This window comes from Zoogloea sp. (assembly GCF_041914405.1).
In the GTDB taxonomy this organism is placed as follows: Bacteria; Pseudomonadota; Gammaproteobacteria; order Burkholderiales; family Rhodocyclaceae; genus Zoogloea.
The window spans coordinates 129,399-153,561 of the sequence record NZ_JAYSDK010000009.1 but is presented as its reverse complement, the minus strand read 5'-3'; the positions used below and the strand labels follow the sequence as shown (position 1 = coordinate 153,561).

The 24,163-nt window shown below is 66.8% G+C and carries 19 protein-coding genes; 3 read left to right on the top strand and 16 right to left on the bottom strand.

Features of this window, described 5'->3' with window-relative positions; genetic code table 11:
• Positions 1-123: 123 nt before the first annotated feature.
• The 15 genes from hemF to ACE3RX_RS07895 form a co-directional block, all read right to left on the bottom strand.
• On the bottom strand, positions 124-1,032 hold the full coding sequence (hemF, locus tag ACE3RX_RS07965; RefSeq protein ID WP_374482098.1) for an oxygen-dependent coproporphyrinogen oxidase: 909 nt from the start codon (positions 1,030-1,032) through the stop codon (positions 124-126).
• Between the two features lie 79 nt (positions 1,033-1,111).
• A complete protein-coding gene (gene purD / locus ACE3RX_RS07960) occupies positions 1,112-2,401 on the bottom strand; it encodes a phosphoribosylamine--glycine ligase (protein ID WP_374482096.1) in 1,290 nt (429 codons plus the stop codon).
• A gap of 14 nt (positions 2,402-2,415) precedes the next feature.
• The gene (gene purH / locus ACE3RX_RS07955) at positions 2,416-3,984 is read right to left on the bottom strand and encodes a bifunctional phosphoribosylaminoimidazolecarboxamide formyltransferase/IMP cyclohydrolase (protein ID WP_374482094.1); all 1,569 of its coding nucleotides are present in this window, start codon (positions 3,982-3,984) and stop codon (positions 2,416-2,418) included.
• 66 nt (positions 3,985-4,050) lie between these two features.
• Positions 4,051-4,290 (bottom strand): helix-turn-helix domain-containing protein, encoded by a 240-nt coding sequence (locus ACE3RX_RS07950; protein ID WP_374482093.1) that lies wholly within the window; start codon positions 4,288-4,290, stop codon positions 4,051-4,053.
• On the bottom strand, positions 4,287-5,315 hold the full coding sequence (gene dusB, locus ACE3RX_RS07945; protein WP_374482091.1) for a tRNA dihydrouridine synthase DusB: 1,029 nt from the start codon (positions 5,313-5,315) through the stop codon (positions 4,287-4,289). Before dusB ends, ACE3RX_RS07950 begins: the two co-directional genes overlap by 4 nt.
• 111 nt (positions 5,316-5,426) lie before the next feature.
• Positions 5,427-6,119 (bottom strand): monofunctional biosynthetic peptidoglycan transglycosylase, encoded by a 693-nt coding sequence (mtgA, locus tag ACE3RX_RS07940; RefSeq protein WP_374482089.1) that lies wholly within the window; start codon positions 6,117-6,119, stop codon positions 5,427-5,429.
• Between the two features lie 11 nt (positions 6,120-6,130).
• A complete protein-coding gene (gene aroE, locus ACE3RX_RS07935; protein ID WP_374482087.1) occupies positions 6,131-6,949 on the bottom strand; it encodes a shikimate dehydrogenase in 819 nt (272 codons plus the stop codon).
• A 7-nt stretch (positions 6,950-6,956) separates the two neighbouring features.
• Positions 6,957-7,832 (bottom strand): energy transducer TonB, encoded by an 876-nt coding sequence (locus tag ACE3RX_RS07930; RefSeq protein ID WP_374482085.1) that lies wholly within the window; start codon positions 7,830-7,832, stop codon positions 6,957-6,959.
• 99 nt (positions 7,833-7,931) lie between these two features.
• A complete protein-coding gene (locus ACE3RX_RS07925) occupies positions 7,932-9,896 on the bottom strand; it encodes a ribonuclease catalytic domain-containing protein (protein WP_374482083.1) in 1,965 nt (654 codons plus the stop codon).
• Positions 9,897-9,973: 77 nt separating this feature from the next.
• Positions 9,974-15,988 (bottom strand): Hpt domain-containing protein, encoded by a 6,015-nt coding sequence (locus ACE3RX_RS07920; RefSeq protein ID WP_374482081.1) that lies wholly within the window; start codon positions 15,986-15,988, stop codon positions 9,974-9,976.
• Positions 15,989-16,026: 38 nt separating this feature from the next.
• Positions 16,027-18,147, bottom strand: coding sequence for a methyl-accepting chemotaxis protein (locus tag ACE3RX_RS07915; protein ID WP_374482079.1), 2,121 nt, complete (start codon positions 18,145-18,147; stop codon positions 16,027-16,029).
• Positions 18,148-18,195: 48 nt separating this feature from the next.
• The gene (locus tag ACE3RX_RS07910) at positions 18,196-18,711 is read right to left on the bottom strand and encodes a chemotaxis protein CheW (RefSeq protein ID WP_374482077.1); all 516 of its coding nucleotides are present in this window, start codon (positions 18,709-18,711) and stop codon (positions 18,196-18,198) included.
• A 7-nt stretch (positions 18,712-18,718) separates the two neighbouring features.
• Positions 18,719-19,084, bottom strand: coding sequence for a PleD family two-component system response regulator (locus ACE3RX_RS07905; RefSeq protein ID WP_374482075.1), 366 nt, complete (start codon positions 19,082-19,084; stop codon positions 18,719-18,721).
• 17 nt (positions 19,085-19,101) lie between these two features.
• Positions 19,102-19,500, bottom strand: coding sequence for a PleD family two-component system response regulator (locus ACE3RX_RS07900; RefSeq protein ID WP_374482073.1), 399 nt, complete (start codon positions 19,498-19,500; stop codon positions 19,102-19,104).
• Between the two features lie 70 nt (positions 19,501-19,570).
• Positions 19,571-19,723 (bottom strand): rubredoxin, encoded by a 153-nt coding sequence (locus ACE3RX_RS07895; protein ID WP_374482071.1) that lies wholly within the window; start codon positions 19,721-19,723, stop codon positions 19,571-19,573.
• A 118-nt stretch (positions 19,724-19,841) separates the two neighbouring features.
• Between ACE3RX_RS07895 and thiD the strand changes: the two genes are divergently transcribed.
• The 3 genes from thiD to hemL are packed head-to-tail and all read left to right on the top strand — an operon-like array spanning position 19,842 to position 22,606.
• Entirely contained in the window at positions 19,842-20,681 is an 840-nt protein-coding gene (thiD, locus tag ACE3RX_RS07890; RefSeq protein ID WP_374482069.1) for a bifunctional hydroxymethylpyrimidine kinase/phosphomethylpyrimidine kinase, read from the top strand.
• Between the two features lie 4 nt (positions 20,682-20,685).
• A complete protein-coding gene (gene thiE / locus ACE3RX_RS07885) occupies positions 20,686-21,300 on the top strand; it encodes a thiamine phosphate synthase (RefSeq protein ID WP_374482067.1) in 615 nt (204 codons plus the stop codon).
• 19 nt (positions 21,301-21,319) lie between these two features.
• A complete protein-coding gene (hemL, locus tag ACE3RX_RS07880) occupies positions 21,320-22,606 on the top strand; it encodes a glutamate-1-semialdehyde 2,1-aminomutase (RefSeq protein ID WP_374482065.1) in 1,287 nt (428 codons plus the stop codon).
• A gap of 90 nt (positions 22,607-22,696) precedes the next feature.
• Here hemL and mgtE read toward each other — a convergent pair whose 3' ends face one another.
• Positions 22,697-24,139 carry a magnesium transporter gene (gene mgtE, locus ACE3RX_RS07875; RefSeq protein WP_374482063.1) on the bottom strand — a complete coding sequence of 481 codons (1,443 nt, stop codon included), beginning with the start codon at positions 24,137-24,139 and terminating at the stop codon, positions 22,697-22,699.
• Positions 24,140-24,163 lie beyond the last annotated feature (24 nt).

Sequence of the window (24,163 nt, the reverse complement as noted above, 5' to 3'; positions counted from 1 at the left end):
CAGAGTCATCTCCCACAGAGTCATCTCCCACAGAGTCATCTCCCACAGAGTCATCTCCCACAGAGTCATCCCCCAGGGAGCCTTCCACGAAGCCCCGTGGGGAGAGAGCCTGCCGGAGGGCTGTCAGGCCCAGTCGCGGGGCACGAGGAAGTCCGAGTACAGCCTTTCCTCTGCGCTGCCTGCCTCCGGGTGCCAGTCGTAGCGCCATTTGACGATCGGCGGCATGGACATCAGGATGGACTCGGTGCGCCCGCCGGATTGCAGGCCGAACAGGGTGCCTCGGTCGAAGACCAGGTTGAACTCCACGTAGCGCCCGCGGCGGTAGGCCTGGAAGTCGCGTTCGCGCTCGCCGTAGGGCGTGTCACGGCGACGTTCGACGACCGGCAGGTAGGCCGGCAGGAAGGCGTCGCCGACGCTGCGGGTCATCGCGAAAGCCGCATCGAAATCCACCTTGCCGTCGGCGCCGTGGTCGTCGAAGAACAGGCCGCCGACGCCGCGGGGCTCGTTGCGGTGCTTCAGGAAGAAGTAGCGGTCGCACCAGTCCTTCAGACGTTGGTATTCAGCCTCGCCCCACGGCAGCACGGCGGCCTTGCAGGTAGCGTGGAAGTGGCGGACGTCTTCCTCGAAGGGGTAGTAGGGCGTCAGGTCCATGCCGCCGCCGAACCACCACACGTCGTCCTTGCCCGGTGCAGAGGCGATGAAGAAGCGCACGTTCATGTGCACCGTCGGGCAGTACGGGTTGCGTGGATGAAGGACCAGGGACACGCCCATCGCCTCGTAGCTGCGGCCGGCCAGTTCGGGGCGTGCGGCGGTGGCGGACGGGGGCAGGCCTTCGCCCATCACATGGGAGAAGTTGCAGCCGCCGCGTTCGAAGAAGTTGCCCTCTTCGATCAGGCGGGTGAGGCCGCCGCCGCCGGCCGGGCGCTCCCAGCTGTCGGTGACGAAGGGCTTGCCGTCGAAGCTTTCGAGGGCGCTGACGATGCGTGCCTGCAGGTCGAGGAGATAGGCCTTGACGGCGTTGCGGTCGGGCATGGGCGTCTTTCCGATGAACAATAAAAAGGCCGGCTACACAGAGCCGGCCAGGATCAGCAGGGGCCGGGTAGCGCCGGCGTCAGATCTTACGGGCTACCGCGCGGTAGCCGATGTCGCGGCGGCACTGCATGCCGTCGAACTGGATCTGATCCACCTGTTCGTAGGCGAGCTTCTGGGCGCTCTTCACGTTGTCGCCGAGGGCAGTGACGCACAGTACGCGGCCACCGCTGGTGCGCACTTCGCCGTCCACTTCGGTGGTGCCGGCGTGGAAGACGTGCACGTCCTCGGAGACGGAGGTGTTCAGGCCGCGGATTACGTCGCCCTTGCGCGGGCTGTCCGGGTAACCGGCGGCGGCCATCACCACGCCCAGTGCGAAGCGGCGGTCCCACTCGGCCTCGATCTTGTCGAGCTTGCCGGCGATGGCGGCCTCAACCAGATCAACTAGGTCGGACTTGAGGCGCATCATGATCGGCTGGGTTTCCGGGTCGCCCATACGGCAGTTGAATTCGACCACGCGGGGCGCGCCCTTGCCGTCGATCATCAGTCCGGCGTAAAGGAAACCGGTGTAGGGCAGGCCGTCGGCGGCCATGCCGGCCAGCGTCGGATTGATGATCTCGCGCATCACGCGGGCGTGCACCTCGGGGGTGACCACCGGGGCCGGCGAGTAGGCACCCATGCCGCCGGTGTTGGGGCCGAGGTCGGCGTCCTTCAGGCGCTTGTGGTCCTGGGAGGTGGCCAGCGGCAGCGCGTGGCGGCCGTCGGCCATCACGATAAAGCTGGCTTCCTCGCCGTCCATGAACTCCTCGATGACCACTCGCGGGCCGCGCTCGTCGTACTGCACGCCCAGCGTGTTGTGGGTGAGCATCGCGTCGATGGCCTGGTGGGCTTCGTCGAGGGTCATTGCCACCACCACGCCCTTGCCGGCCGCCAGGCCGTCGGCCTTGATGACGATCGGCGCGCCTTCCGCGTCCACGTAGGCATGGGCCTCGGCGGAGTCGGAGAAGGTGCGGTACTTGGCGGTCGGGATGTTGTGGCGGATCAGGAACTGCTTGGCGAAATCCTTCGAGCTCTCCAGCTGGGCGGCCAGCCTGGTGGGCCCGAAGATCGGCAGGCCGGCGGCGCGGAAGGCGTCGACGACGCCGGCGGCCAGCGGCGCCTCGGGGCCGACCACCGTCAGGGCAATCTGCTCCTTGCGGACGAAGTCGACCAGTTCGGGGATCGCCGTGACTGCCACGTTCTCCACGCCCGGCTCACGGGCAGTACCGGGGTTGCCGGGGGCGACGAAGACTTTCTGGATGCGCGGCGAGCGCGACAGCCTCCAGGCCAGCGCGTGTTCGCGACCGCCGGAGCCGATGACGAGGATCTTCATGGACGTGCCCCGGATCAGTGACGGAAGTGGCGGAAGCCGGTGAGGACCATCGCGATGCCCTGCTCGTCGGCAGCGGCGATCACTTCGGCGTCGCGCACGGAGCCACCCGGCTGGATGACGGCAGTAGCACCGGCTTGGGCCAGCACGTCGAGGCCGTCACGGAACGGGAAGAAGGCGTCGGAGGCGACCACGCAGCCCGGGATCACCAGGCCGGCGTTCTCGGCCTTGATCTTGGCGATGCGGGCGGAGTCGACACGGCTCATCTGGCCGGCGCCGACACCGATGGTCATGCCGTCCTTGCAGTAGACGATGGCGTTGGACTTCACATACTTGGCGACGCGCCAGGCGAACAGCAGGTCGCCGAGTTCCTGTTCGGTCGGGGCACGCTTGGTGACGACCTTCAGGTCAGCTGCGGTGATCGGGGCGAAGTCGGCGCTCTGCACGAGCAAGCCGCCACCGACACGCTTGTAGTCGGGCTGCTTGACGGTGCCCAGCGGCACGATCAGCACGCGAACGTTCTGCTTGGCCTTCAGCAGTTCGAGGGCTTCGTCGGTGTAGGCGGGGGCAATCAGCACTTCCAGGAACTGGGCGCTGACAGCTTCGGCAGCGGCCTTGTCCACCGTGGTGTTGAAGGCGATGATGCCGCCGAAGGCGGACGTCGGGTCGGTGGAGAAGGCCTTCTTGTAGGCTTCCAGCGGGCTGGCGGCAACGGCTACGCCACAGGGGTTGGCGTGCTTGACGATGACGCAGGCGATGCTGTCGAAGGCCTTCACGCATTCCCACGCGGCGTCGGAGTCGGCGATGTTGTTGTAGGACAGCTCCTTGCCCTGCACCTGGGTGTAGGCGGCGATGGCACCGGCCGGGGCGTCGGATTCCTTGTAGAAGGCGGCGGTCTGGTGGGGGTTCTCGCCGTAGCGGAGGTCCTGCACCTTGTCGAAGGCCAGCTGGAAGCGCTCCGGGTAGGCCTTCTTGGAGCCGTCGTCGGCGAGTGCGGTCAGGTGGTTGGAGATCGCGCTGTCGTAGCGGGCGGTATGTGTGAAGGCCTTGCGGGCCAGGTCGAAACGGGTCTTGTAGGACAGCACGCCGGCATTGCCCTTCAGCTCGGCGACGATGGCCGCGTAGTCTTCCGGATTGGTCACGATGCCAACGCCGCCGGCTTCATTGCCGTGGTTCTTGGCCGCCGCGCGGACCATCGTCGGGCCGCCGATGTCGATGTTCTCGATGGCGTCTTCCAGCGTGCAGTCGGGCTTGGCGATGGTGGCCTGGAAGGGGTAGAGGTTAACCACCACCAGGTCGATACGCGGAATGCTGTGCTCTTCCAGCTTGGCCAGGTGCTCGGGCAGGTCGCGACGGGCCAGGATGCCACCGTGGACCTTGGGGTGCAGCGTCTTCACGCGGCCGTCGAGCATCTCCGGGAAACCGGTGTAGTCGGACACGTCGGTGACCGGCAGGCCGGCATCGCGCAGAGACTTGGCGGTACCGCCGGTGGACAGCAGGGCGATGCCGAGGGCGGACAGTTCGCGGGCGAATTCGATCACGCCGGTCTTGTCGGAGACGCTGAGCAGGGCTTGGGTGACTTTCATGGTGTTTCTCTGGAAGGCCGCGGGGATGCCGCGGCGGTCAATGGAGGAAAACGGGGAGGGCGTCGTTCAGAGCAGTTCGTGCTCGGAGAGCTTACGGCGCAGGGTGTTGCGGTTGATGCCGAGCATCTCTGCGCACAGGGTTTGGTTGCCGCCGGCCTGCTTGAGGACGAACTCGAGCATCGGACGTTCGACGTTCTTGATCACCATGTTGTACAGGGCGTTCGGCTTTTCGCCATCGAGGTCGCGAAAATAGGTGTCCAGCGCCCGGCAGACGGACTCGGCAATCTCATTGCTGGTACTGCTCATGCTGCAAGCTCCTGGGGGAATTCTTCGGGTTCGGCGTAGACCAGGCGGCTGTCCCGGTCGGCAAGGCTGCCGAAGAATTCGTCGATGGCAGCCAGCTGTGCCTGGACGGTCGGCAGGGTGTTCATGGTCTTGCGGAACTGCGCGGAGCCGACCAGGCCCTTGGTGTACCAACTGATGTGCTTGCGGGCGATCTTCACGCCGGTATCTTCGCCATAGAAGGCGTAGAGGTCGGCGAGATGCTCCTTGCACACCTGCAGGATTTCGGAAACCAGCGGGGGAGGAAGCTCCTCGCCGGTTTTCAGGAAGTGTTCGATCTCGCGGAAGATCCACGGCCGGCCCTGGGCCGCGCGGCCGACCATGACGCCGTCGGCGCCGGTGTAGTCGAGCACGAACTTGGCCTTCTGCGGCGTCGTAATGTCGCCGTTGGCGATCACCGGTATGCGTACGCGGGTCTTCACGTCGGCGATGGTGTCGTACTCGGCGTCGCCAGTGTACTGGCACGCGCGGGTGCGGCCGTGAATGGCGATCAGCTGCACGCCGGACTCCTCGGCGATGCGGGCGATCATCGGGGCGTTCTTGTTGGCCTTGTTCCAGCCGGTGCGGAACTTGAGCGTGACCGGGGTGTTGCCGGCGGCCTGGATGACCGCCTCGAGGATGCGTGCCACCAGTGGTTCGTCCTGCATCAGCGCCGAGCCGGCCATCACGTTGCAGACCTTCTTGGCCGGGCAGCCCATGTTGATGTCGATGATCTGCGCGCCGCGATCGATGTTGTGGCGGGCCGCTTCGGCCATCATGGCCGGATCGGCGCCGGCGATCTGCACGGAGATCGGCTCCACCTCGCCATCGTGGTTGGCGCGCCGCTGGGTCTTGGCGCTGCCATAGAGAAGGGAGTTGGAGGTGACCATCTCGGACACGGCGAGGCCTGCCCCCATCTTTTTGCAAAGCTGGCGGAAGGGACGATCCGTTACGCCGGCCATGGGCGCGACGAACAGGTTGTTTCGCAAGGTGAATCCGGCGAATTGCATCGGGGGAGGCACAGCTGGGGAAAAGCAGCGCATTCTACCTCAAGGGCCTGCGCTCTGGCAGGTGCCGACTTCCCGCAATGGCGTGACCGAGTCCCTGCCCGGCAAGGGATTTCAGGGCAGCTCGGAGTACTGCATGCGCCCCTGGATGCGTACCGCATGGGCTGCCAGGCGCGGGCCGTAGGTCTTTTCGTACTTGCGCGGGTTGGGCAGCATCACTGCCAGGCGGGCGGCCTGGGCAGGGCCCAGCTGGGCCGCGGAGACCCGGTAGTAGCGCTGGGCGGCGGCTTCACAGCCGAAGACGCCGTCGCCCCATTCGACCACGTTGAGATAGACCTCCAGGATGCGCTGCTTGTCCCACAGGTTTTCGATCATCACCGTGATGACGGCTTCCTCGGCCTTGCGCAGATAGCTGCGCGACGGTGACAGGAAGAGGTTCTTGGCCAGCTGCTGGCTGATCGTCGAGCCGCCAGCGACGGCCTTGCCTTTCTTCTGGTTTTTCTCGATAGCCTTCTGGATGCCGTCCCAGTCGAAGCCTTCGTGGTCCACGAACTTGTCGTCCTCGGCGGCGATCACGGCGCGCTTGAGGTGCACCGAGATCTTTTCGTACGGCACCCAGCGGTACTGGAGCTGGGCGCCGGGATTGCGGGCCAGCAGTTCCTCGCGGCGCAGGCCCATGAAGCTGGTCTCCGACGGTGGCTCCCATTTCCACCACAGGATGTGGCCGAGCAGCCACAGCTGATAGGCGACGAGAAGCAGGACCAGCGCCAGCAGGGCGCGGCGGGTCCAGTGCCAGAGGGTCTTCACCGCCGGCGTGCCTACAGCGCCGCGCGCAGCTCGGCGAGGACCGGGGCGGTTTGCGGGCGTACGCCGCGCCACAGCAGGAAACTCTCTGCGGCCTGTTCGACCAGCATGCCGAGGCCGTCGGCCAGACGGGCCGCGCCTTGTTCACGGGCGGCGCGCATGAAGGGCGTGTCGCCCTTGCCGTACATCATGTCGTAGGCCAGGCTGCCCGGCGCATAGAGACCGGCCGGCAGCTCGGGGGCCGCGTCGGACAGGCTGGCGCTGGTGGCATTGATGACCACGTCGAAACGTTGGCCGGCCAGTTCGGCAAAGCCGCAGCCCTGCGGGTGCAGCGGGCCAGTGGCGAATTCGTCTGCCAGCTGGGCCGCCTTGTAGGCAGTGCGGTTGGCGATGGTGAGGCTGGCGGGCTTTGCATCGAGCACCGGGAGGATGGTGCCGCGGGCGGCACCACCGGCGCCGAGGAGCAGCACGCGGCGGCCTTCCACCGGGCAACCCAGGTTGGTAGTGATATCGCGCAGGATGCCGGCGCCGTCGGTGTTGTCGCCGAGCACGCCGTCCGGGCCGAAGGCCAGGGTGTTGACCGCGCCGGCGGCCAGCGCCCGCGGGGTGTGGCGGTCGGCGAAGTCGAAGGCTTCGAGCTTGAAGGGGACGGTCACGTTGAGGCCGCGGCCACCGGCGGCGCGGAAGGCCTCGATGGTGGCGACGAAGGCGTCGAGGGGCGCCAGCAGTGCCTCATAGCTCAGGGCCTGGCCGGTCTGGGCGGCGAACAGGGTGTGGATGCGCGGCGATTTGCTGTGGGCAATCGGGTTGCCGATGACGGCGTAGCGGTCCATCTTGGGCTTATTCTTTCTTGGCGGACGTCTGCAGCATGTCCGAATTGGTGAAGGTCCAGGTGCGGGTGATCTCGATCACGTCGGTATCGCGCCGGATGTCTGGCGGGAACGGGGCGTAGGGTGCAGCCAACTGGACGATGCGACGGGCCGCGTCGTCCAGCACCTTGTGGCCGGACGAGCGGTGGATGTCGATGCTCTGCACCGTACCATCGGCGCGGATCGTGACGGACAGCAGCAGGCTGCCGTAGAGCTTGCCCCGGGCGGCGTCCGGGTAGTTGAGGGTGCCGACCCGCTCGATCTTCTGGCGCCAGTCTTCCGCATACTGGGCGAAGCGGTATTCCTGGGCGCGGGCGCCGATGAACTTTTTGCGCGGCCGAGCCGAGTAATCGACCATGTCCTTGTCGATCTGCGCCTCGATGCGGGCTACCGCGGCGGAGCTGTCGAGGAGATCGTAGCCGGATACCGGGCGCGGCGGAGCCTCGGTGGGCGCGACCTGCTGGTTATCCACCGGCAGCGCGACGCGGCTGCGGCTGCTGGTCATTGCCTGGGACTGGGGTGTCTGCGGTGCCTCGCTGCGCTGTTGTGCCTCGACAAGACTGTCGCCGCTGCGGGTCTGGTCGAGGGGGGGCAGCGGGGTACTCGGCTTGCCTTCCTGGCCGCCGGTGCCGCCGGCGTCCAGATTGGTCTGGGCCAGCACATCGGCCTGCTCCGGGCGGTCGGCGTGGCGCGAATTGACCAGCACGACTTCCAGCCCCTTGTCCCGGCGTAACAGTTTGTCCGCATCCGGCATCACGAAGTGGACCGAGAGGAGGATGGCGTGCAGGCTCAGCGACAGGCCGACTCCCCATTCCAGCGCATAGCGCGCGGTGGCGCCGGTGAACACCGGCCAGGCACTGCCCCCGCCGGTCGCGGGGGGCGTGCTTGGCCGTGGTGCCGGCTGTGGGGGCGTAGGAGGGCGGCGCAAGACTTGCATGGAACGAGTTCAGGCCGTGGCCGGCGGCGCTTCCGTGGTTTCCGGGGGAGGGGTATCGGGCATTGCCTCGTCGGGCGGCAGTTCGTCGTCGTCGGGGATACTGTCTGCGCTCGCGGCGGCCAGGGTTTCGACGTAGGTGGCGCGGACTTCCACGTCCACCAGATCGCTTCGTTCAATGGCCAGGCGTACGCGGGTGCCCGGCGGCAGGGTCGGCATCGACGGGACCTTGAAGACGAAGGGGATCTCGTCGAGGCGGACCAGGCTTTCGCGCAGCACACGGGCCGTCATCGGCGGGTGACCGGCCTGGCGCAGCCAGCGCACGCACCAGTAGCGCTCCATGCCGCGCTGGAACTCGGCATAGGCGGCGTAGGTGAGCTCGAAGTCACGCATTGCCGCGATGAGTTCCGGCGACTTGGGTGGGAAGGTCGGGGCGCTGCCACTCAGCCAGCTGATCAGCTGCCACTGGTTGACCAGGTCCACATAGCGCCGCAGCGGCGAGCTGGACCAGGCATAGCAGTCGACGCCGAGGCCTTCGTGGGGCGCGGCGGCGGTGGTCATGCGGACCTTGCCGCCGGTCTGGGCCCGGTACAGGGCCGGAATGCCGGCATCGGCGAGGGCCTTGCCCCAGGTGCTGTTGGCGGCAATCATCAGTTCGGCGACCAGCTTGTCGAGCGGCGAGCCGCGTGGGCGGCGGCCGATCTCGATGCGGCCGGGGCCGTCGTCAGTGACGGCATTCCAGTCGACGCTGAAGTTGTAGTCCACCAGGTTCTGGTTGGCGGCAGGCTTGCCGCGGCCGGCCTCGAGGACGGTGGCCAGTTCCCACAGCAGGGTCAGTTCGGCCTTCCACGGGAAGTCCGGGCCGCCTTCAGCCAGCGTGGTTTCGTTGAAGACCGGCTCGATGTCGTGGTGGCGCAGGTTGGCGGCCACCGGTACGCGTTCGAGGCGCGAGCTGTTGCCGGTGACGATCAGGTCTCGGCTGACGTCCAGATACAGGGATAGGGCCGGACAGTCACGCCCTTCGCCCAGCGTGAAGCGGGCGACCACGTCGTCCGGCAGCATGGTGATCTTGTTGCCGGGCATGTACACCGTCGACAGGCGCTCGCGGGCAATACCGTCGAGGGCCGAGTCGCGGCCGAAGCCCAGGCCCGGTGCGGCGATGTGGATGCCGATGCGCCAGCCTTCGGCGGTGGGGGTCACCGAGAAGGCGTCGTCGATCTCGGTGGTGGCGGCGTCGTCGATGGAGAACGCGCGCACGTCGGCGAGCGGCAGGTCGGCGGGTTCGACGGGGGCGTCGACGGCCGGGAAGTCGGTTCCATTCGGGAAATACTCGAACAGGAAACGGTCGAAATGTAGCTCGTGGGACGAGGCCAGCGCGCCGCAGTCGAGGAGCAGGCGCGCTGCCGACTTGCCGTTTTCGGCACAGGCGGCTTCCAGGGCCTTGGTCTCGAGGCGGTTGCGATCCGGCTTGTAGAGGAGCTGGCGGATCAGCGGCTTGAGTTCTTCCGGAACCTGGCCGGCCAGCAGTTCATCGCGCATGCGCTCGACGGCCGCCGCCTGCTGTTTCTTCTTCTCCAGGCCGGCGAGCGCAGCCTGCAGGATCTCAGCTGGCGCCTTGCGGAAGCGGCCCTTGCCCTTGCGGTGGAAGTAGATCGGCGCAGCGTGCAGTCGCAGCAGCACGGCGACGGACTCCACCGGGTTCGGCACATGGCCGAAGTATTCCTGCGCGAACTCGGCAAAGCCGAACTCCTCGTCACCGCAGACTTCCCACAGGAATTCGGTGTCGAGGCCTTCCGCCTCGGTTTCGGCGCGGTCGAGCAGCTCGCCGGCGGAAGGCTGGGCGAAGCGCAGCAGCACATCCTTGCTCTTCAGCTTGAGGCGCTTGCCGTGGGGCGTTTCCACCTGCAGGGAGGCGTCGTTGTCGGTCAGGATGGTGCCGGTCTTGAAGGCACCATCCTCTTCGAAGAGCAGATTCATGGAATGGCCAAGCGGGAAAACAGCCGATTATAGCCAAGCCGGGCCCCGGCCCGGACGAAAGCGGTGTTTCGTCCGGGTCAGGCCGGCGTGGTGACGAAGCCGCGTATCAGGTCGAGCAGCACGTCTTCATCGTAGGGCTTGCCAAGGTAGTGATTGACGCCGATCTCCTCCGCGTAGCGCTTGTGCTTTTCCGCCGTGCGGGAGGTGATCATGATGATCGGCACGGCCTTCAGGCGGGCGTCGGCGCGGATGTTGCGGGTCAGGTCGAAGCCGTCCATGCGCGGCATCTCGATGTCGGCGATGACCACGTCGGGGGTGATGGTGAGCAACTGCTCCAGCGCATCGACACCGTCTTTGGCGGTGACGACCCGGTAGCCTTCCCGTTCGAGCAGGCGGCCGGTGATCTTTCGCACCGTCAGGGAGTCGTCCACCACCATCACCGTCGGCTGGCTCGGCGTGCTGTCACCCACTGGTGCCGGGAGGTTCTCGTCGCCCCGGTCCGGGCTGCGGCCGGCCAGCGCCACCGGGTTGAGGATCAGAACGATCTCGCCATCGCCGAGCACGGTGGCGCCGGAGTAACCCACCATCCGGGCGTACTGCGGACCGGCGTTCTTGACGACGATTTCCTGGTTTCCACGCAGGGCGTCCACATGCAGGGCGAGGGTTTCGCTACCCGCGCGCAGCAGCAGCACCCAGTTGAAGCGCTCGACCTGCGGCTGGGACACCTGGTCGCCGAGCAGGCGCGGCAGGTAGCGGTAGCCGTAGTGCTCGCCAAGCCAGTCGGTACCGTGGTCGCCCCGGATCTTCTCGAGGGCTTCCGCCTTCAGTTCGAGGACCTGGGCCACCATCGATGAGGGGATCGCGAAGGTCCGGTTGCCGGCACGCACCAGCAGGGCCTGGGTGACCGCGAGGGTCAGCGGCAGGTGGATGCGGAAGGTGGTGCCCTCGCCCGGCGTGGTGTCCACGCTGATACGCCCGCCCACTGCGGCGGTCTCGCTCTTCACCACGTCCATGCCGACGCCGCGGCCGGCCAGGCTGGACAGGCTGGCGGTGGAGAAGCCCGGCACGAAGATCAGGTTGGTGAGGCGCTTGTCGTCGGTTTCCTCCTCGGCGGTGATCAGTCCGCTGTCGATGGCGTGCTGGCGGATGCGTGCGAAGTCGAGGCCGGCGCCGTCGTCGCGGAATTCGATCAGCACCTCGTTGCCCTCGTGGGCGATCTTGAGGGTGATCTGGCCGATCTCGGACTTGCCGGCTTCCCGGCGTGCGTCGGGTGTTTCGATGCCGTGGGCGACCGCATTGCGCACCAGGTGGGCGAGGGGGCCGCTCATCGCATCGAGCACGCTGCGGTCGATTTCGATCTGCCCGCCGATGATGTCCAGGTTGGCGCGGCGGCCGAGCTCCTTGGCGGTCTGGCGGACCAGGCGGTAGAGCCGCTCGGCCAGGCTGTCGAAGGGCACCATGCGCACGTGCATCAGCGACTGCTGTAGCTCGCGGGCCATGCGGGACTGGGCGTGCAGCGCCGATTCGGCGCCGTCCAGGTTGCGCAGCAGGTTCTGCTGCACGGTGGTCACGTCACCAACGCTCTCCGCCATCATCCGGGTCAGTTCCTGCAGACGGGTATAGCGGTCCATCTCCAGGGGGTCGAATTCGGTGTGCTGGGTTTCGACCTGGGACAGGCGCGACTGCATCTGGGTGTCGGCCTGGATCTCGATCTCGCGCAACTGGTTGCGCAGGCGGATGACGTTCTCGGTGAGGTCGAGCAGGGAGCGGCGCAGGGTGCGCAGCTCTCCTTCGATACGGGTCCGTGCGATGCTGATTTCGCCAGCTTCGTTGACGAACTGGTCGATGCGACCGGCGTCTACCCGCAGTTGGGTGCGGGCCGCGGGGCTGGCGGCTTCGCCGGCCTGCGGCGGCGCAGTCTCGTCGGCCGGTGCTTCGCCGCTGACCGGCGCAGCACTCACCGCCTGCCCGCTTTGCAGCGCATCGAGGGTCTGGCGAGCCTGGTCGAGGGCGTTTTCGATCTCGTCGACGATCTCGGTGCTGCCCGGAGCCTGGGCCCGGGCCCGTTCGAGACGGGTTTCCAGGTCATGCAGGCTCTGTCCGAGGTTCATGGCCCCGACCATCCGGGCGCTGCCCTTCAGGGTGTGCAGCAGGCGGGCCACGCCGCTGGCGTGGCTGGTCTCGCCCGGCGCGGCGCGCCATGCACGCAAGGCCGTGTCGAGGTGGTCGAGGAGTTCGTTGCCCTCGTCGAGGAAGATCGGCAGTAGTTCCGGGTCGAGTTCGTCGCGCAGCGGGGTGGCACTCGGGACACTCTCCACCGGACGCGGCGGGGTTTCCTCGCGGGGGCGCAGGGTGGCGGTGACCAGCTCGGGCGGCGCGCTTTCCGTCGCCAGCCCGATGATCTCGCCGAGTTGGGAGGCCAGGATGGCGTCGAGCCGTTCGATCAGCTCGGGCTCGGGATCGGGCAGCACGCGCGCGCCCAGTTGCACCACCATGCTCTCGAGGGCGGCGGCGGTGTCGATCAGGACTTCCGCCTGCTCGGCAGAAGGAGGCTGGTCTAGGTCGGACAGCCGTTGCTGGGCCAGTTCGAGGGCTTTGGCTAGCTGCTGCGGGGCGCTGAAGTGAGCGGTGCCCGAAATGCCGGCCAGGGTGTGGGCCGCGCGGATGGATACCGTCGGTGGCGTCAGGGTCGGGTTGAGCGGCAGCCGCGAGAGTTCCTGGCGCAGCGTTGCAATGTGCTGGCGGGCCTCGGCGAGATAGAGGTCGAACAGCGGACGGGACAGGATGACTTCGCCCAGGCGGACCTCGTCCGGCCCGGTTGCGGGCTCGGCGACTTCGGCTTCTTCTTCCTCCGCCAGTGCGGCCACGCCGCTGGTCTCGTCGAGGTCCTCGAGTTCTTCCAGGGCTTCACCGGCAAGCTCGAAGTCTTCTGCCGGGAGAGCCTCCTCAAGCAGGGCTTCGTCTTCAAGGGCTTCGGCGGGGGCTTCTTCCCGTAGGGACTCCGTCTCTGCCGTGGCGTGCGTCGTCTCGTCGTGCGGGGCGACGGCAAGGAGGGCGTCGAGGTCGAATGCTTCGGTGGGCTCGGAAAGCTCGACAGATTCCAGCGTTTCCAGTGCCTCCGGCGCTTCCTCCTCCGGGGGGAACTCGAAGCTGTCGGGGAGTGCCGGCGCGACGAGCTCAATGGCTTCTTCTTCATCGACCGGCAGCGCCACCTCCGACTCCAGCGGCTCCGGTTCTGCCTGAACTTCCTCGTCGATGTCGAGGATCTCCAGTGCTTCGAGGGGCTGCGTGGGTTCTTCGGCCGGCTGGCTGCCTGTCGCAGCGGGAGCTGCGGCCTCGTCCTCGACCGGGAGCTCGAAGCTGAGGTCGAAGTCGACGGGTGTGGGCGCTGCTTCTTCGGTGATTTCCTCGAGGGCGACGCTCTCGGGTTCGGCGGACGCGGCTGCAGCCGGTTCGGCTGCGCTCGGCGTGGGCTCGGCGTTGGCTTCCTCGAAGCTCAGGTCGGGGAAGTTGAGGTCGAGGTCGACGGTCTCGATGGCGCTGGCATGGGCTGCCGCTGCCAGCGTGAGGCTTTCGCCCAGGTCGGTGGCGGCAAAGTCCAGCTCGGGCAGGGTGATCGATGCCTCCAGATCCACCTCCTGCGGGGCACTGTCGAGGCTGATCTCGGTCAGGGCTGGTTCCGCGCCGGGGGGCGGGGCTAGTGTCGCCGGCACCTCCGGTGCGGCCGGCGCAGGCGCGGCGGTCGGGGCCGCGGTCTCGTTGCGCAGCCGGGCCGCTTCGGCGAGCAGGGCGCTGACATCCTTCTGATGGCCGGTACCGGCTTCGAGCTGGTCAATCCACGCGGAGAATTCCCGCAGGCCGTCGCCAATCAGGTGCAGCAGTTCGTCGCCAACCGGCAGTTCAAGGCGCAGCCAGTGGTTGAGGGTCTGCTCCATGCCCCACGCGGCTTCACCAAAATCCTTGAGCCCGACCATCCGGCCGCTGCCCTTGAGGGTATGGAAACTGCGCCGGATGTTGGTGAGGACTTCCACGTCGGCCGGGTCCTGCTCCAGCCGCTCCAGGTTGCTGGCGATGGCGGCACGGACGTCGATGGCCTCCTCGATGAAGATCGCCAGCAATTCGGCGTCGAGCTCTTCCTCGCTGGCCTCGATCAGCCGGCTGGCTTCCGGGGACAGGGCCGGCGCCTCGGTGGCGGCGATCGGCGGCGCCTCGCTGAACAGGGCACCGGCGTCGAGCATGCTGAGGGCCTGGCGGGCCTGCTTCTCGAGTTCGCTATCGGCGGTCAGGGAGGCGTCCTGGCGCAGGCTCTCCAGGTTGATCTGCAGTTCAGTGCGCAGGCCGGAGTCGTTCGGGTTGTCCTTCAGGGCGGCGGCGAGGGCGGCGGCCTCCTTGCGCTGCTGGGTGAGTTCGGCCTCGATGCTGGTCGCCGCCGGGCGCTGAAGGTCGGCGTCGGGGTACAGGATGCGCTCAAGGTCGGCCGGACCGTGCTGCAGGGCCTCGATATAGATGCCGAGGGCCGACAGGCGGTGGGCGATTTCCTCGAAGTCCTGCTGGTTCGAGGAGACGTCCTCGCTGGCGGAGAGGGCGCGGATTCGTGCTGCGGCGTCTTGCAGCAGGCGCACGGCGCCGTCTTCGTTGAGAACCGACAGGGCCCCTTCGATCTGCTTGAGGGGGTCGCGAACCGCGGCGAGGATGTCCGTACGGGTCGGTGCCCGGAAGAAACTGTCCAGGTTCTGTTCGACGTCGCCGAGCGAGGCCAGGATCTCGTGGGCCAACTGGCGGTTGAGGTGGCGGGTCTGGCTGTCGCTATCGGCGATCTCCAGCGGCGCGACTGCCTCGCCACGCTGGTGGGCCTGCAGGCGGCCGACCAGTTGGGACAGCTGGGCCGGGCTGACGTCATCGCCATGCTGGTGATTGTCGAGGCGGGCCTCCAGCAGCAGCATCGTCGATGCCATGTCCATGGACAGGGCGTCGGTCAGCTGCAGCGGATCCTGGCGCAACCAGCGCGCGGTTGCGGCCAGTTCGTCGAGGAGGGTCGAGACCTCCGGCTGGTCGATGCTCAGCGCCAGGTCGGCCAGGGGGGCGATGGCGTCCTGGAAACGGGGCAGGCCGATGGCGCTTCCCTTGGCGAACTGGCTCCAGGCTTCCTTGGCGTCGACCAGGCCGCTGCGCAGGCTGGCCAACAGGGGGGCCTGGGGCGTGTCGCTGATGGGGCGTTTGCCGGCCGGGATCAGGTGCTCCAGCCGGTAGGCTGCGCGGACGGAGTCGATGGTCGGCGAAGCGGCGGAAGACACCGCGATCTGGTACAGCACGTCACGCATGAGGCGCTCGGCAACAATGCCGGAGCCTTCCAGGACGCGCCGCATCTGGGCATCGATGCGGCCGCAGAGACGCTTGCTGACGGCGTCCGCCGGAATACCTTGCAGGCTGAGGGCGTCGAAGAAGGCCGAACAGGCCAGCCAGAAGGCCCGCGCGGCGGGAACCGTCTGCAGGCCCTCGATGCCGCTGGCGGCTTCGCGCATCTCCTGCGGGCCGGCCGGATCGTCCGGGGTACGGAACCACTTCAGCAGACCCCGCTCGAAGCGGCTGCGCAGACCGCGCAACAGCTTTGGGTCGTCACTGTCGGCGGCTGGCGCGGTGAATTCCGGGCGTTGGGTCAGGTCCGGGAAGAACAGCTCGCTGGCGGTCGGCGCTTCTTGTCCCCGTGCTGCCGCCAGCTCCGCATACAGGTCGAACAGACGCAGGGCCTGGTCGGGCTGGCCGCGGGTCAGTTCATCCAGGTAGTTGCCGATGGCTGCGATGCAGCGGGCGGCGAGCTGGGAAATCTCGGGCGTGCAGGCGATCTGCTGGGCGGCCAGTTCGCCGAGCAGGCGGTCGAGCTGGTCGGAGAACTGGGTCAGCCCGTCCAGTCCCACGATGGATAGCGCACCATGGGCCTGGTGCAGGTGGGTTTGGGCAAACTTGATCCGGCCAAGGCGGTCGGGGCTCGAGCTGGCCTCGGCCAGCGCATCCGCCGCCCGTCCGAGGGCCAGATCGATCTCGCCTTTGACCCAGGTCAGCGGACCCAGGTCGAGTTCGTGTGCAGGGCTCATCAATGATTCTTCGGCGAAATCCGTGCGCTATCGGGGTCTCAGACCTTGAAGCCGGAGACGGAACCCTTGAGTTCGACTGCCAGGTCGGCCAGTTCGCCGATGGAAACGGCGGTCTGCTGGGTGCCGGTGGTCGTGCGGTCGGTAATGGCGAGAATGTTCTTCATCTTCTCGGCCACTTGGGTGGCCGCCTTGGCCTGCACTTCGGTACTGGCCGAGATGCGTTCGATCAGCTCGGCGGTTTCGGCCGACACGCGCTCGATCTCCGCCAGTTCCTGGCCGGCGGTCTCGGACAGGTGTGCGCCGTCCACCACGTCGCGGGTGGCGTTTTCCATGGCCGCCACGGCATCGCCGGTGTCGGTCTGAATGGTCTTGACGATCGCGCCGATCTGCTTGGTGGCCTCAGCCGAGCGTTCTGCCAGCCGCTGCACTTCTTCCGCAACAACCGAGAAGCCGCGCCCGGCCTCGCCGGCGGAGGCGGCCTGGATGGCGGCGTTGAGGGCGAGGACGTTGGTCTGTTCGGTAATGTCGGAAATCAGTTCGACGATTTCGCCGATCTCCTGGGAGGATTCGCCGAGGCGCTTGATGCGCTTGGAGGTCTCCTGGATCTTCTCGCGGATGTCGTTCATGCCCTTGATGGTGTCCTCCACCGCGACGGCGCCCTTCTGGGCCGCCTGCAGGGAGCGGCGCGCGACCTGGGCGGACTGCAGCGCGTCTTCCGATGCTGCGCTCATGGAGCTGGCCATGCTCTGCGCGGTTTCCCCGGCGAGGCGCAGTTCCTGGGCCTGGCGTTCGGTGGCGGCGAGCAGTTCGTCGGAGGTCTGCTGGGCGGATTCGGTGGCGGCCGTCACGCGGATGGCCGCGTCGTTGATGCGGCGCACCAGCACGGAGAGCTCTTCGATGGTGTAGTTCACCGAGTCGGCAATGGCGCCGGTGATGTCCTCGGTGACCGTGGCGCGGACCGTGAGGTCGCCGTCGGCGAGATCGCCCATCTCGTTCATCAGCCGCAGGATGGCCTGCTGGGTGTTGTTCCGTTCGGCTTCGGCGGATTCGCGCAGGCGTTCGGCGGCCAGGCGGCGGCGGGCGATGTCGTCGTTATAGGTCTTGGCCATCAGGGCCAGGCTGGCGAGGGTGATCAGCGCACAGAGGATGATCGCCAGGCTGACCCAGGTGAAGAAGCCGGTATAGCCGTGGGTGTAGGCGTCGGTCAGCGCCGAGGTTTTCTCAAGCAGCGGGCCGGAGTTTTGGAAGATGTGGCTGCCGGCCTGCTTGGCCTGTACCAGCAGCTGGATGTTGCCGAGGATCTCCATGACCGAGGCCAGGTTGTCCTTGCTGACCTTTTCCAGTTCGCTGAGCTTGGCCTTGGCGTCGCTGCCGTCGGCGGTCATCTTCTGGAGCTGTTCGATCAGGTCGCGGAAAGTGTTGGTGTCCTTGCCGAGCAGGAAGGCCACTTCCGGGTCGATGGCGTTGGCGACCAGCAGCGCATTGGCGTTCTTGGCGATGCGCTGGGTCAGCATCACCACCTGGTTGGCGATGGCGATCTCGCGGGCCGATGCGCCCCCCTGCAGCTTGAGGGCAGCCAGCTGTTCGGAGAGCTCGAGCAGCTGGGGATTCTTTGTGTTGATGGTGCTGACCGCCTTGCCGAGGCCGGTGAGGTTCTTTTCCTGGCCGAGCAGGGCGGTGGCGTCCTTGTCGGTTTTCTGCCACAGCTCGGTCACCGCGGCGAGTTCGTCACTGGCCGCGCTGGCACCACCCGGCACGCTGGCGCCGTTGATGTCGCCGCCGTTGGTCACGGCGTCGAGCAGGGTGTTGAACTGCTCGCGGCTGTTCTTCAGCTCGATGAAGGCTTTCGGATCCCCCTGCAAGGTCAGCTGGCTGGCCTTGGCGATTTGTTGGGACAGGGTGCGCATCTCGCCGCCCGCAGTCACGTAAGCCGTGCCGAAGTGGCTGACGCGGATCTGGTAGAGGACGAAGGCACCGGTCAGCGCGGCGAAGATCAGGAACGGAACGCGCAGGATGCGTAGTTGTTCGGTGGATGATTTTCCGGCCAGAAAGGGAAGGGGCGCCTTGATCGCACCCTCGCCGGAGTCGAGAATCGTATCCACATTGCCGGAGGCGGGCTTGCTGCTGCCTTTCGACAGCCCTGGTAGCTTGAATGCCATATTGTCCTCTTCAGCGGATCAAGCCCGCTGTATCTCCCGAAATAAAATTCACGAGTGCGCTGCGTCCAGAAAGCGCGAGTGATTGAGCAGTGCCGATACCTTTAGCCGGGTCCATGTGCTGCCCCGGCTGTCCTGCAGGCGGTCGCCGATCCATGGCTGGTCCTCGTCGGCGGGGGCCGGCACCGGGATGAAGTCCTCGATCGCGCGCAGGCCCAGCGCGCGCGTTACCAGCAGCGCGCTGTTGAGGCCGTGACGCACGCCGACAAGCAGCAGGCGGGCATGGCCGGCCGGAGCGATGGGGGGCTCGCCGTGAAATACCGCGAAGTCCACCACGCTGAACAGGTTGCCGCGTACGCTGGCCAGCCCGCGGAACCAGGGCTGGGTCAGTGGCACGGGCGCCAGCGGTGGTACCGACAGGATTTCGCCGGCTTCAGTAAGGTCCACGAGCCAGTTGCGACCGCCCGCCTGCACGGCCAGCAGGGCCGAGGCGCGGTTGTCACGGGCTTCGGCCAGGCGTCGAGCGAGCCCGGCCTGGAATTCATGGAGGCTGATCCGTTTGGCCATGGCGTACTCAGCCGAGGGCGCGGATCTTGTCGAGCAGCGCGGCGTGGTCGATGGGTTTGACCATGTAGTCGAGGGCGCCCTGGCGGAGACCCCAGATCTTGTCGGTTTCCTGGCCCTTGCTGGTGCACATGATCACCGGTATGTCACGGGTGCCTTCGTCCCGGGAGATCGTGCGGGTGGCCTGGTAGCCGTTGGTGCCGGGCATCACGACGTCCATCAGGATCAGGTCGGGATGCTCGCTCTTGCTTTTCTGTACCGCCTCGTCGCCGTTCTCGGCGGTGACCACCTGATAACCGTTCTTTACCAGTACTTCCGACAAGGCCAAGCGCTCCGTCGGGGAGTCGTCTACAACAAGGATTTTCTTGATCGGCATGGACGCGTCTCTTGCAGTCAGTCGTTGGCGGAGGCCCGGCCGGCTTGGGTGTGGGTAGCCACGGAGCGCAGCAGGCTTTCCTTGGTGAACGGTTTGGTCAGGTATTCGTCGGAGCCGGCGAGGCGGCCCCGGGCACGGTCGAACAGGCCATCCTTGGATGACAGCATGATCACCGGGGTGGATTTGAGACGCGCGTTCTTCTTGATCAGGGCACAGGTCTGATAGCCGTCGAGGCGCGGCATCATGATGTCCACGAAGATCAGGTCGGGGGCATGGTCGGCGATCTTGGCCAGCGCGTCGAAGCCGTCTTCGGCCAGGACGACCTGGCAGCCCGCCTGGGCGAGGAAGATTTCGGCGCTACGGCGAATGGTGTTGCTGTCGTCGATGACCATGACCTTGATGCCGCTGAGATTCACCGGGGGCCTCCGGAAACGGTTCGGGTGGTGTGATCGTGAGAGTTGGACATGGTGCGGGGCTGGGGAACGGTCAGATGGCGACCATCTCGAAGTCTTCCTTGCGGGCGCCGCATTCGGGGCAGGTCCAGTTGGGGGGAATGTCGTCCCAACGGGTGCCGGGCGCAATGCCTTCTTCCGGGGCGCCAGCTGCTTCGTCGTAGATGAAGCCACAGATCAGACACATCCAGGTTTTGTAGGGAGGATTTGCCATGTGGGTGCGGCGTAGTGATTTCGGCTAGAATCGCTTGGATCGTGAATGGTAGCGCAGTCGCAGTTAAATTTGTGCGTCCTTGTCTCTCCGAATGTCTATATCCCGTAACGATCCCGGTCCTCCCCTAGTCCTTGTTTTTGCGGCGTCCGATCCCACCGGAGGTGCGGGCGTGCAAGCCGATATTATGACGTTGTCAGGGATGGGTTGCCACCCTTTGACAGTCATCACTGCGCTTACGGTCCAGGATACCGCCGGCGTCGAGGATGTCCTGCCCATAGATGTGGACTTCGTCGCCGAGCAGGCCCGGGCCGTGCTCGAGGACATGCCGGTGCAGGCCTTCAAGCTCGGCGTGCTCGGTAGTGTCGACAACGTCGAGGCGATTGCCGAGATCATCTCCGATTATCCTCAGGTGCCGGTCGTCGTCGATCCGGTGGTCGCCTCCGGGCGGGGCGATGAGCTCGCCTCCGAAGCGATGCTGGAGGCGATGCGCGAGCTGATCCTGCCGCAGGCCACCATCATCACGCCCAACACCATCGAGGCGCGCCGCCTGGCCGACCTGCACCGGGACGGGCATGACGAGCAGACCCTCTACGACTGCGCAGTCGAGTTGATGAATGCAGGCTGCGAGCATGTGCTGATCACCGGCTCCCACGCTCAGACCCCGCAGGTCATCAACACGCTTTACGGTCGTGGCGGCGTGATCCGCGCCGATACCTGGGAGCGTCTGTCCGGCAGTTACCATGGCTCCGGCTGCACGCTGGCCTCCGCGGTGGCGGCGGCGCTGGCCCATGGCATGGACATGTCGGCCGCGGTTTACCAGGCCCAGAGCTTCACGTGGAAGACGCTCGCCGCCGGGTTCCGGCCGGGCATGGGGCAGCACATCCCCGACCGATTCTTTTGGTCCAGGCCCAGCCTGGTGGACAAGGACTGAGGCAATGCTCCGACGCGGACTCTATCTGGTTACGCCCGACTGGAACGACACCGGCGCATTGGGCGCAGCCCTTGCGGACCTGCTGCCGGCCCGGCCAGCGCTGGTCCAGTACCGTAACAAGAATGCCGATGCGGCCCTGCGGCGGGAGCAGGCTACCCGCCTGCTGGCCCTGTGCCGTCAGGCGGGGGTGCCGCTGGTGCTCAACGACGACCTGGCGCTGGCGTTGGAAATCGGCGCCGACGGCGTCCATCTGGGCCGTGACGACGGCGATCCGGCGGAGGCCCGGCGGGCCCTCGGTGCAGGGCGCATCCTGGGGGTCAGCTGTTACGGTGAATGGCCTCGTGCCGTGGCCGGCGCGGCGGCCGGTGTCGACTACGTCGCCTTCGGCGCCATGTATCCGTCTTCCACCAAACCGGCCGCGGTGCCGGCGCCCCTCGACATCCTGACCCGCGCCAAGCGCGAGCTGGGTCTACCGGTGGCTGCCATCGGCGGCATCACCCTCGATAACGCTCCTGCGCTGATCGAGGCTGGCGCCGACCTGCTGGCCGTCATCAGCGACGTATTTGCAGCCCCCGCTCCGGCCGCCCGCGCGGCCGCCTACGCCGGGCTGTTCGATTGACCTACAAGGAAACACCAGCATGAGCAGCCGTAACGAAGAACTCTTTGCCCGCGCCCAGCGCACTATCCCCGGTGGCGTCAATTCGCCGGTGCGGGCCTTCCGCTCGGTGGGGGGCACCCCGCGCTTCCTCAAGAAGGCGCTCGGTGCCCGCGTGTGGGACGCAGACGGCAAGGAATACCTCGACTACGTCGGCTCCTGGGGGCCGGCGATCCTCGGCCATGCCGACCCGGTGGTGGTCGAGGCTGTGCGGGCTGCGGCCCTCGAAGGCCTGTCCTTCGGGGCGCCGACCGAGCGCGAGATCGACATGGCCGAGCGCCTGTGCGAACTGCTGCCCAGCCTCGAGATGGTGCGCCTGGTGTCCAGCGGCACCGAGGCGACGATGAGCGCGATCCGCCTGGCCCGCGGCTTCACTGGCCGTGACGCGATCATCAAGTTCGAAGGCTGTTACCACGGCCATGCCGACAGCCTGTTGGTGAAAGCCGGCTCCGGTCTGCTGACCTTCGGCAACCCGTCTTCGGCCGGCGTGCCGGAGGATTTCGCCAAGCACACCATCGTGCTCGACTACAACAACCCGGCGGAGCTGGAAGAAACCTTCAAGGCCCGCGGCGGCGAGATCGCCTGTGTGATCATCGAGCCGATCGCCGGCAACATGAACCTCGTCAAGCCGTCCGCCGAATACATGCACCTGCTGCGTCGCCTTTGTACCGAGCACGGCACGGTGCTGATCTTCGACGAGGTGATGACCGGTTTCCGCGTTGGCCCGCGCGGTGTGCAAGGCCTGTTTGGCATCACCCCGGACCTGACCACCCTCGGCAAGGTGATCGGCGGTGGCATGCCGGTGGGCGCCTTCGGCGGCCGCCGCGACATCATGGAAAAGATTGCCCCGCTGGGCGGCGTGTATCAGGCCGGCACCCTGTCCGGCAGCCCGGTGGCGGTGGCGGCCGGCCTCGCCAGCCTGGAGCAGATCGCCAAGCCGGGCTTCTACGAAGTGCTCACGGCCCGTACCGAGCGCCTCGTCGCCGGCCTCAATGCGGCGGCGGCAAAGCACGGCGTGACCTTCATCGCCGATTCCGTCGGCGGCATGTTCGGCCTGTATTTCGCCAAGGCCGTGCCGCAGAGCTACGCCGACGTGATGGTCTCCGACCGGGAGCGCTTCAACCGCTTCTTCCATGCGATGCTGGATGCAGGCCATTACTTCGCGCCGTCGGCCTTCGAGGCCGGCTTCGTGTCGGCTGCGCACTCGGAAGCCGACATCGACAGCACCGTCGCTGCAGCCGAAGCCTGGTTCGCCGCCAACGCGGGCTGAGCTGGAATGCCGGGGTGAGGCCCCGGTGAGATGGATGTGAAAAGGGGCGAGTGAATCGCCCCTTTTTTTGTGCCTATCCGCGGGCTGCCGCTACATCAGGAAGATCGTCGCCAGCCCGAGGAAGATGAAGAAGCCGCCGGAGTCGGTGACGGCGGTGATGATCACGCTGGAGCCGACCGCCGGGTCTTGCCCGATGCGGTGGCGGAGCATGGGGGCCATCACCCCGACGAAGGCGGCTACGAGCAAATTCAGCGTCATTGCGGCGGTCATCACCAGGCCCAGCTTGCCGCTGCCATAAAGCACCCAGGCCAGGATGCCCAGCAGGCCGCCCCACACGATGCCGTTGATCAGTGCGACACCGAGCTCCTTCTTGAGCAGGCGGCTCAGCGCGTCGTCCTGCACCTGGCCCATGGCGATGCCGCGGACGATCATCGTAATGGTCTGGTTGCCAGAGTTGCCGCCAATGCCAGCCACGATGGGCATCAGGGCGGCCAGCGCGACCAGCTTCTCGATGGAGCCTTCAAAGGCGCCGATCACCCGGCTGGCGACGAAGGCGGTGACCAGGTTGGCGGCCAGCCAGGACCAACGGTTCTTCACCGAGTCCCATACCGGCGCGAAAATGTCTTCGCCTTCCTTCAGGCCGCCCTGGCTGAGCAGTTCGCTCTCGGTTTCCTCGCGGATGAAGTCCACCACGGTGGCCACCGTCACCCGGCCAACCAGCTTGCGGTGGTAATCCACCACCGGCGCCGACACCAGGTCGTAGCGTTCGAAGGCCTGGGCGGCGGTTTCGGCCTCGTCGGCCGGTTCGAGTGTCAGGGTGTCGGTGAGCATGATCTCGCTCACCTCGGTTTCCGGGTCGTTGATCAGCAGCCGGTCGATCGGTAGTACGCCGCGCAGGTGTTCGTCCCGGTCCACCACGAACAGCTGGTCGGTGTGGTCGGGCAGTTCGTCGAAGCGGCGCAGGTAGCGCAGCACCACTTCGAGGGTGACGTCCTCGCGCACGGTGACCATCTCGAAGTCCATCAGCGCGCCGACGGAGTCTTCCGGGTAGGACATGGCGGCGCGCAGCTGCTCGCGTTCCTCGGGATCGAGGCCCTGGTAGACCGCCTCCATGACCTCGTGGGGCAGGTCGGGTGCCAGGTCGGCCAGTTCGTCGGCGTCGAGCTGCTCGGCGGCGGCGCGCAGGGACGCCGAGTCCATCGATTCGATGAGGGATTCCCGCACCGCGTCGGAGACTTCAAGCAGGATCTCGCCGTCCCGCTCGGCCTTGACCAGATCCCAGACGAACAGGCGCTCGTCGAGCGGCAGGGCTTCGAGGATGTGGGCGACGTCGGCCGAGTGGAGGCTGTCGAGCTTGTGAGTCAGCTCGTGGACGTGCTGCTTGTGGACCAGGCTTTCGACCAGGTCATGCTTGGGCATGTCCTGGCGATGGACGAGCTCTTCCACCAGCTTGTGGCGGGCAAGCAGATGCTGGACCTCGCGCAGGTGGCTCTCGAGGTCGTCGTGTTGCTGCAGGTCGTCGGTTTCGGCCATGGTCGCAATTCCGTGCTGCCCTGC

What these genes read in the sequence shown, in the direction of transcription:
- hemF (WP_374482098.1), bottom strand. Translation starts at nt 1,032, where the DNA reads ATGCCCGACCGCAACGCCGTCAAGGCCTATCTCCTCGACCTGCAGGCA.
- purD (WP_374482096.1), bottom strand. Translation starts at nt 2,401, where the DNA reads ATGAAGATCCTCGTCATCGGCTCCGGCGGTCGCGAACACGCGCTGGCC.
- purH (WP_374482094.1), bottom strand. Translation starts at nt 3,984, where the DNA reads ATGAAAGTCACCCAAGCCCTGCTCAGCGTCTCCGACAAGACCGGCGTG.
- ACE3RX_RS07950 (WP_374482093.1), bottom strand. Translation starts at nt 4,290, where the DNA reads ATGAGCAGTACCAGCAATGAGATTGCCGAGTCCGTCTGCCGGGCGCTG.
- dusB (WP_374482091.1), bottom strand. Translation starts at nt 5,315, where the DNA reads ATGCAATTCGCCGGATTCACCTTGCGAAACAACCTGTTCGTCGCGCCC.
- aroE (WP_374482087.1), bottom strand. Translation starts at nt 6,949, where the DNA reads ATGGACCGCTACGCCGTCATCGGCAACCCGATTGCCCACAGCAAATCG.
- ACE3RX_RS07925 (WP_374482083.1), bottom strand. Translation starts at nt 9,896, where the DNA reads ATGAATCTGCTCTTCGAAGAGGATGGTGCCTTCAAGACCGGCACCATC.
- ACE3RX_RS07920 (WP_374482081.1), bottom strand. Translation starts at nt 15,988, where the DNA reads ATGAGCCCTGCACACGAACTCGACCTGGGTCCGCTGACCTGGGTCAAA.
- ACE3RX_RS07915 (WP_374482079.1), bottom strand. Translation starts at nt 18,147, where the DNA reads ATGGCATTCAAGCTACCAGGGCTGTCGAAAGGCAGCAGCAAGCCCGCC.
- ACE3RX_RS07910 (WP_374482077.1), bottom strand. Translation starts at nt 18,711, where the DNA reads ATGGCCAAACGGATCAGCCTCCATGAATTCCAGGCCGGGCTCGCTCGA.
- ACE3RX_RS07905 (WP_374482075.1), bottom strand. Translation starts at nt 19,084, where the DNA reads ATGCCGATCAAGAAAATCCTTGTTGTAGACGACTCCCCGACGGAGCGC.
- ACE3RX_RS07895 (WP_374482071.1), bottom strand. Translation starts at nt 19,723, where the DNA reads ATGTGTCTGATCTGTGGCTTCATCTACGACGAAGCAGCTGGCGCCCCG.
- thiD (WP_374482069.1), top strand. Translation starts at nt 19,842, where the DNA reads ATGTCTATATCCCGTAACGATCCCGGTCCTCCCCTAGTCCTTGTTTTT.
- thiE (WP_374482067.1), top strand. Translation starts at nt 20,686, where the DNA reads ATGCTCCGACGCGGACTCTATCTGGTTACGCCCGACTGGAACGACACC.
- hemL (WP_374482065.1), top strand. Translation starts at nt 21,320, where the DNA reads ATGAGCAGCCGTAACGAAGAACTCTTTGCCCGCGCCCAGCGCACTATC.
- mgtE (WP_374482063.1), bottom strand. Translation starts at nt 24,139, where the DNA reads ATGGCCGAAACCGACGACCTGCAGCAACACGACGACCTCGAGAGCCAC.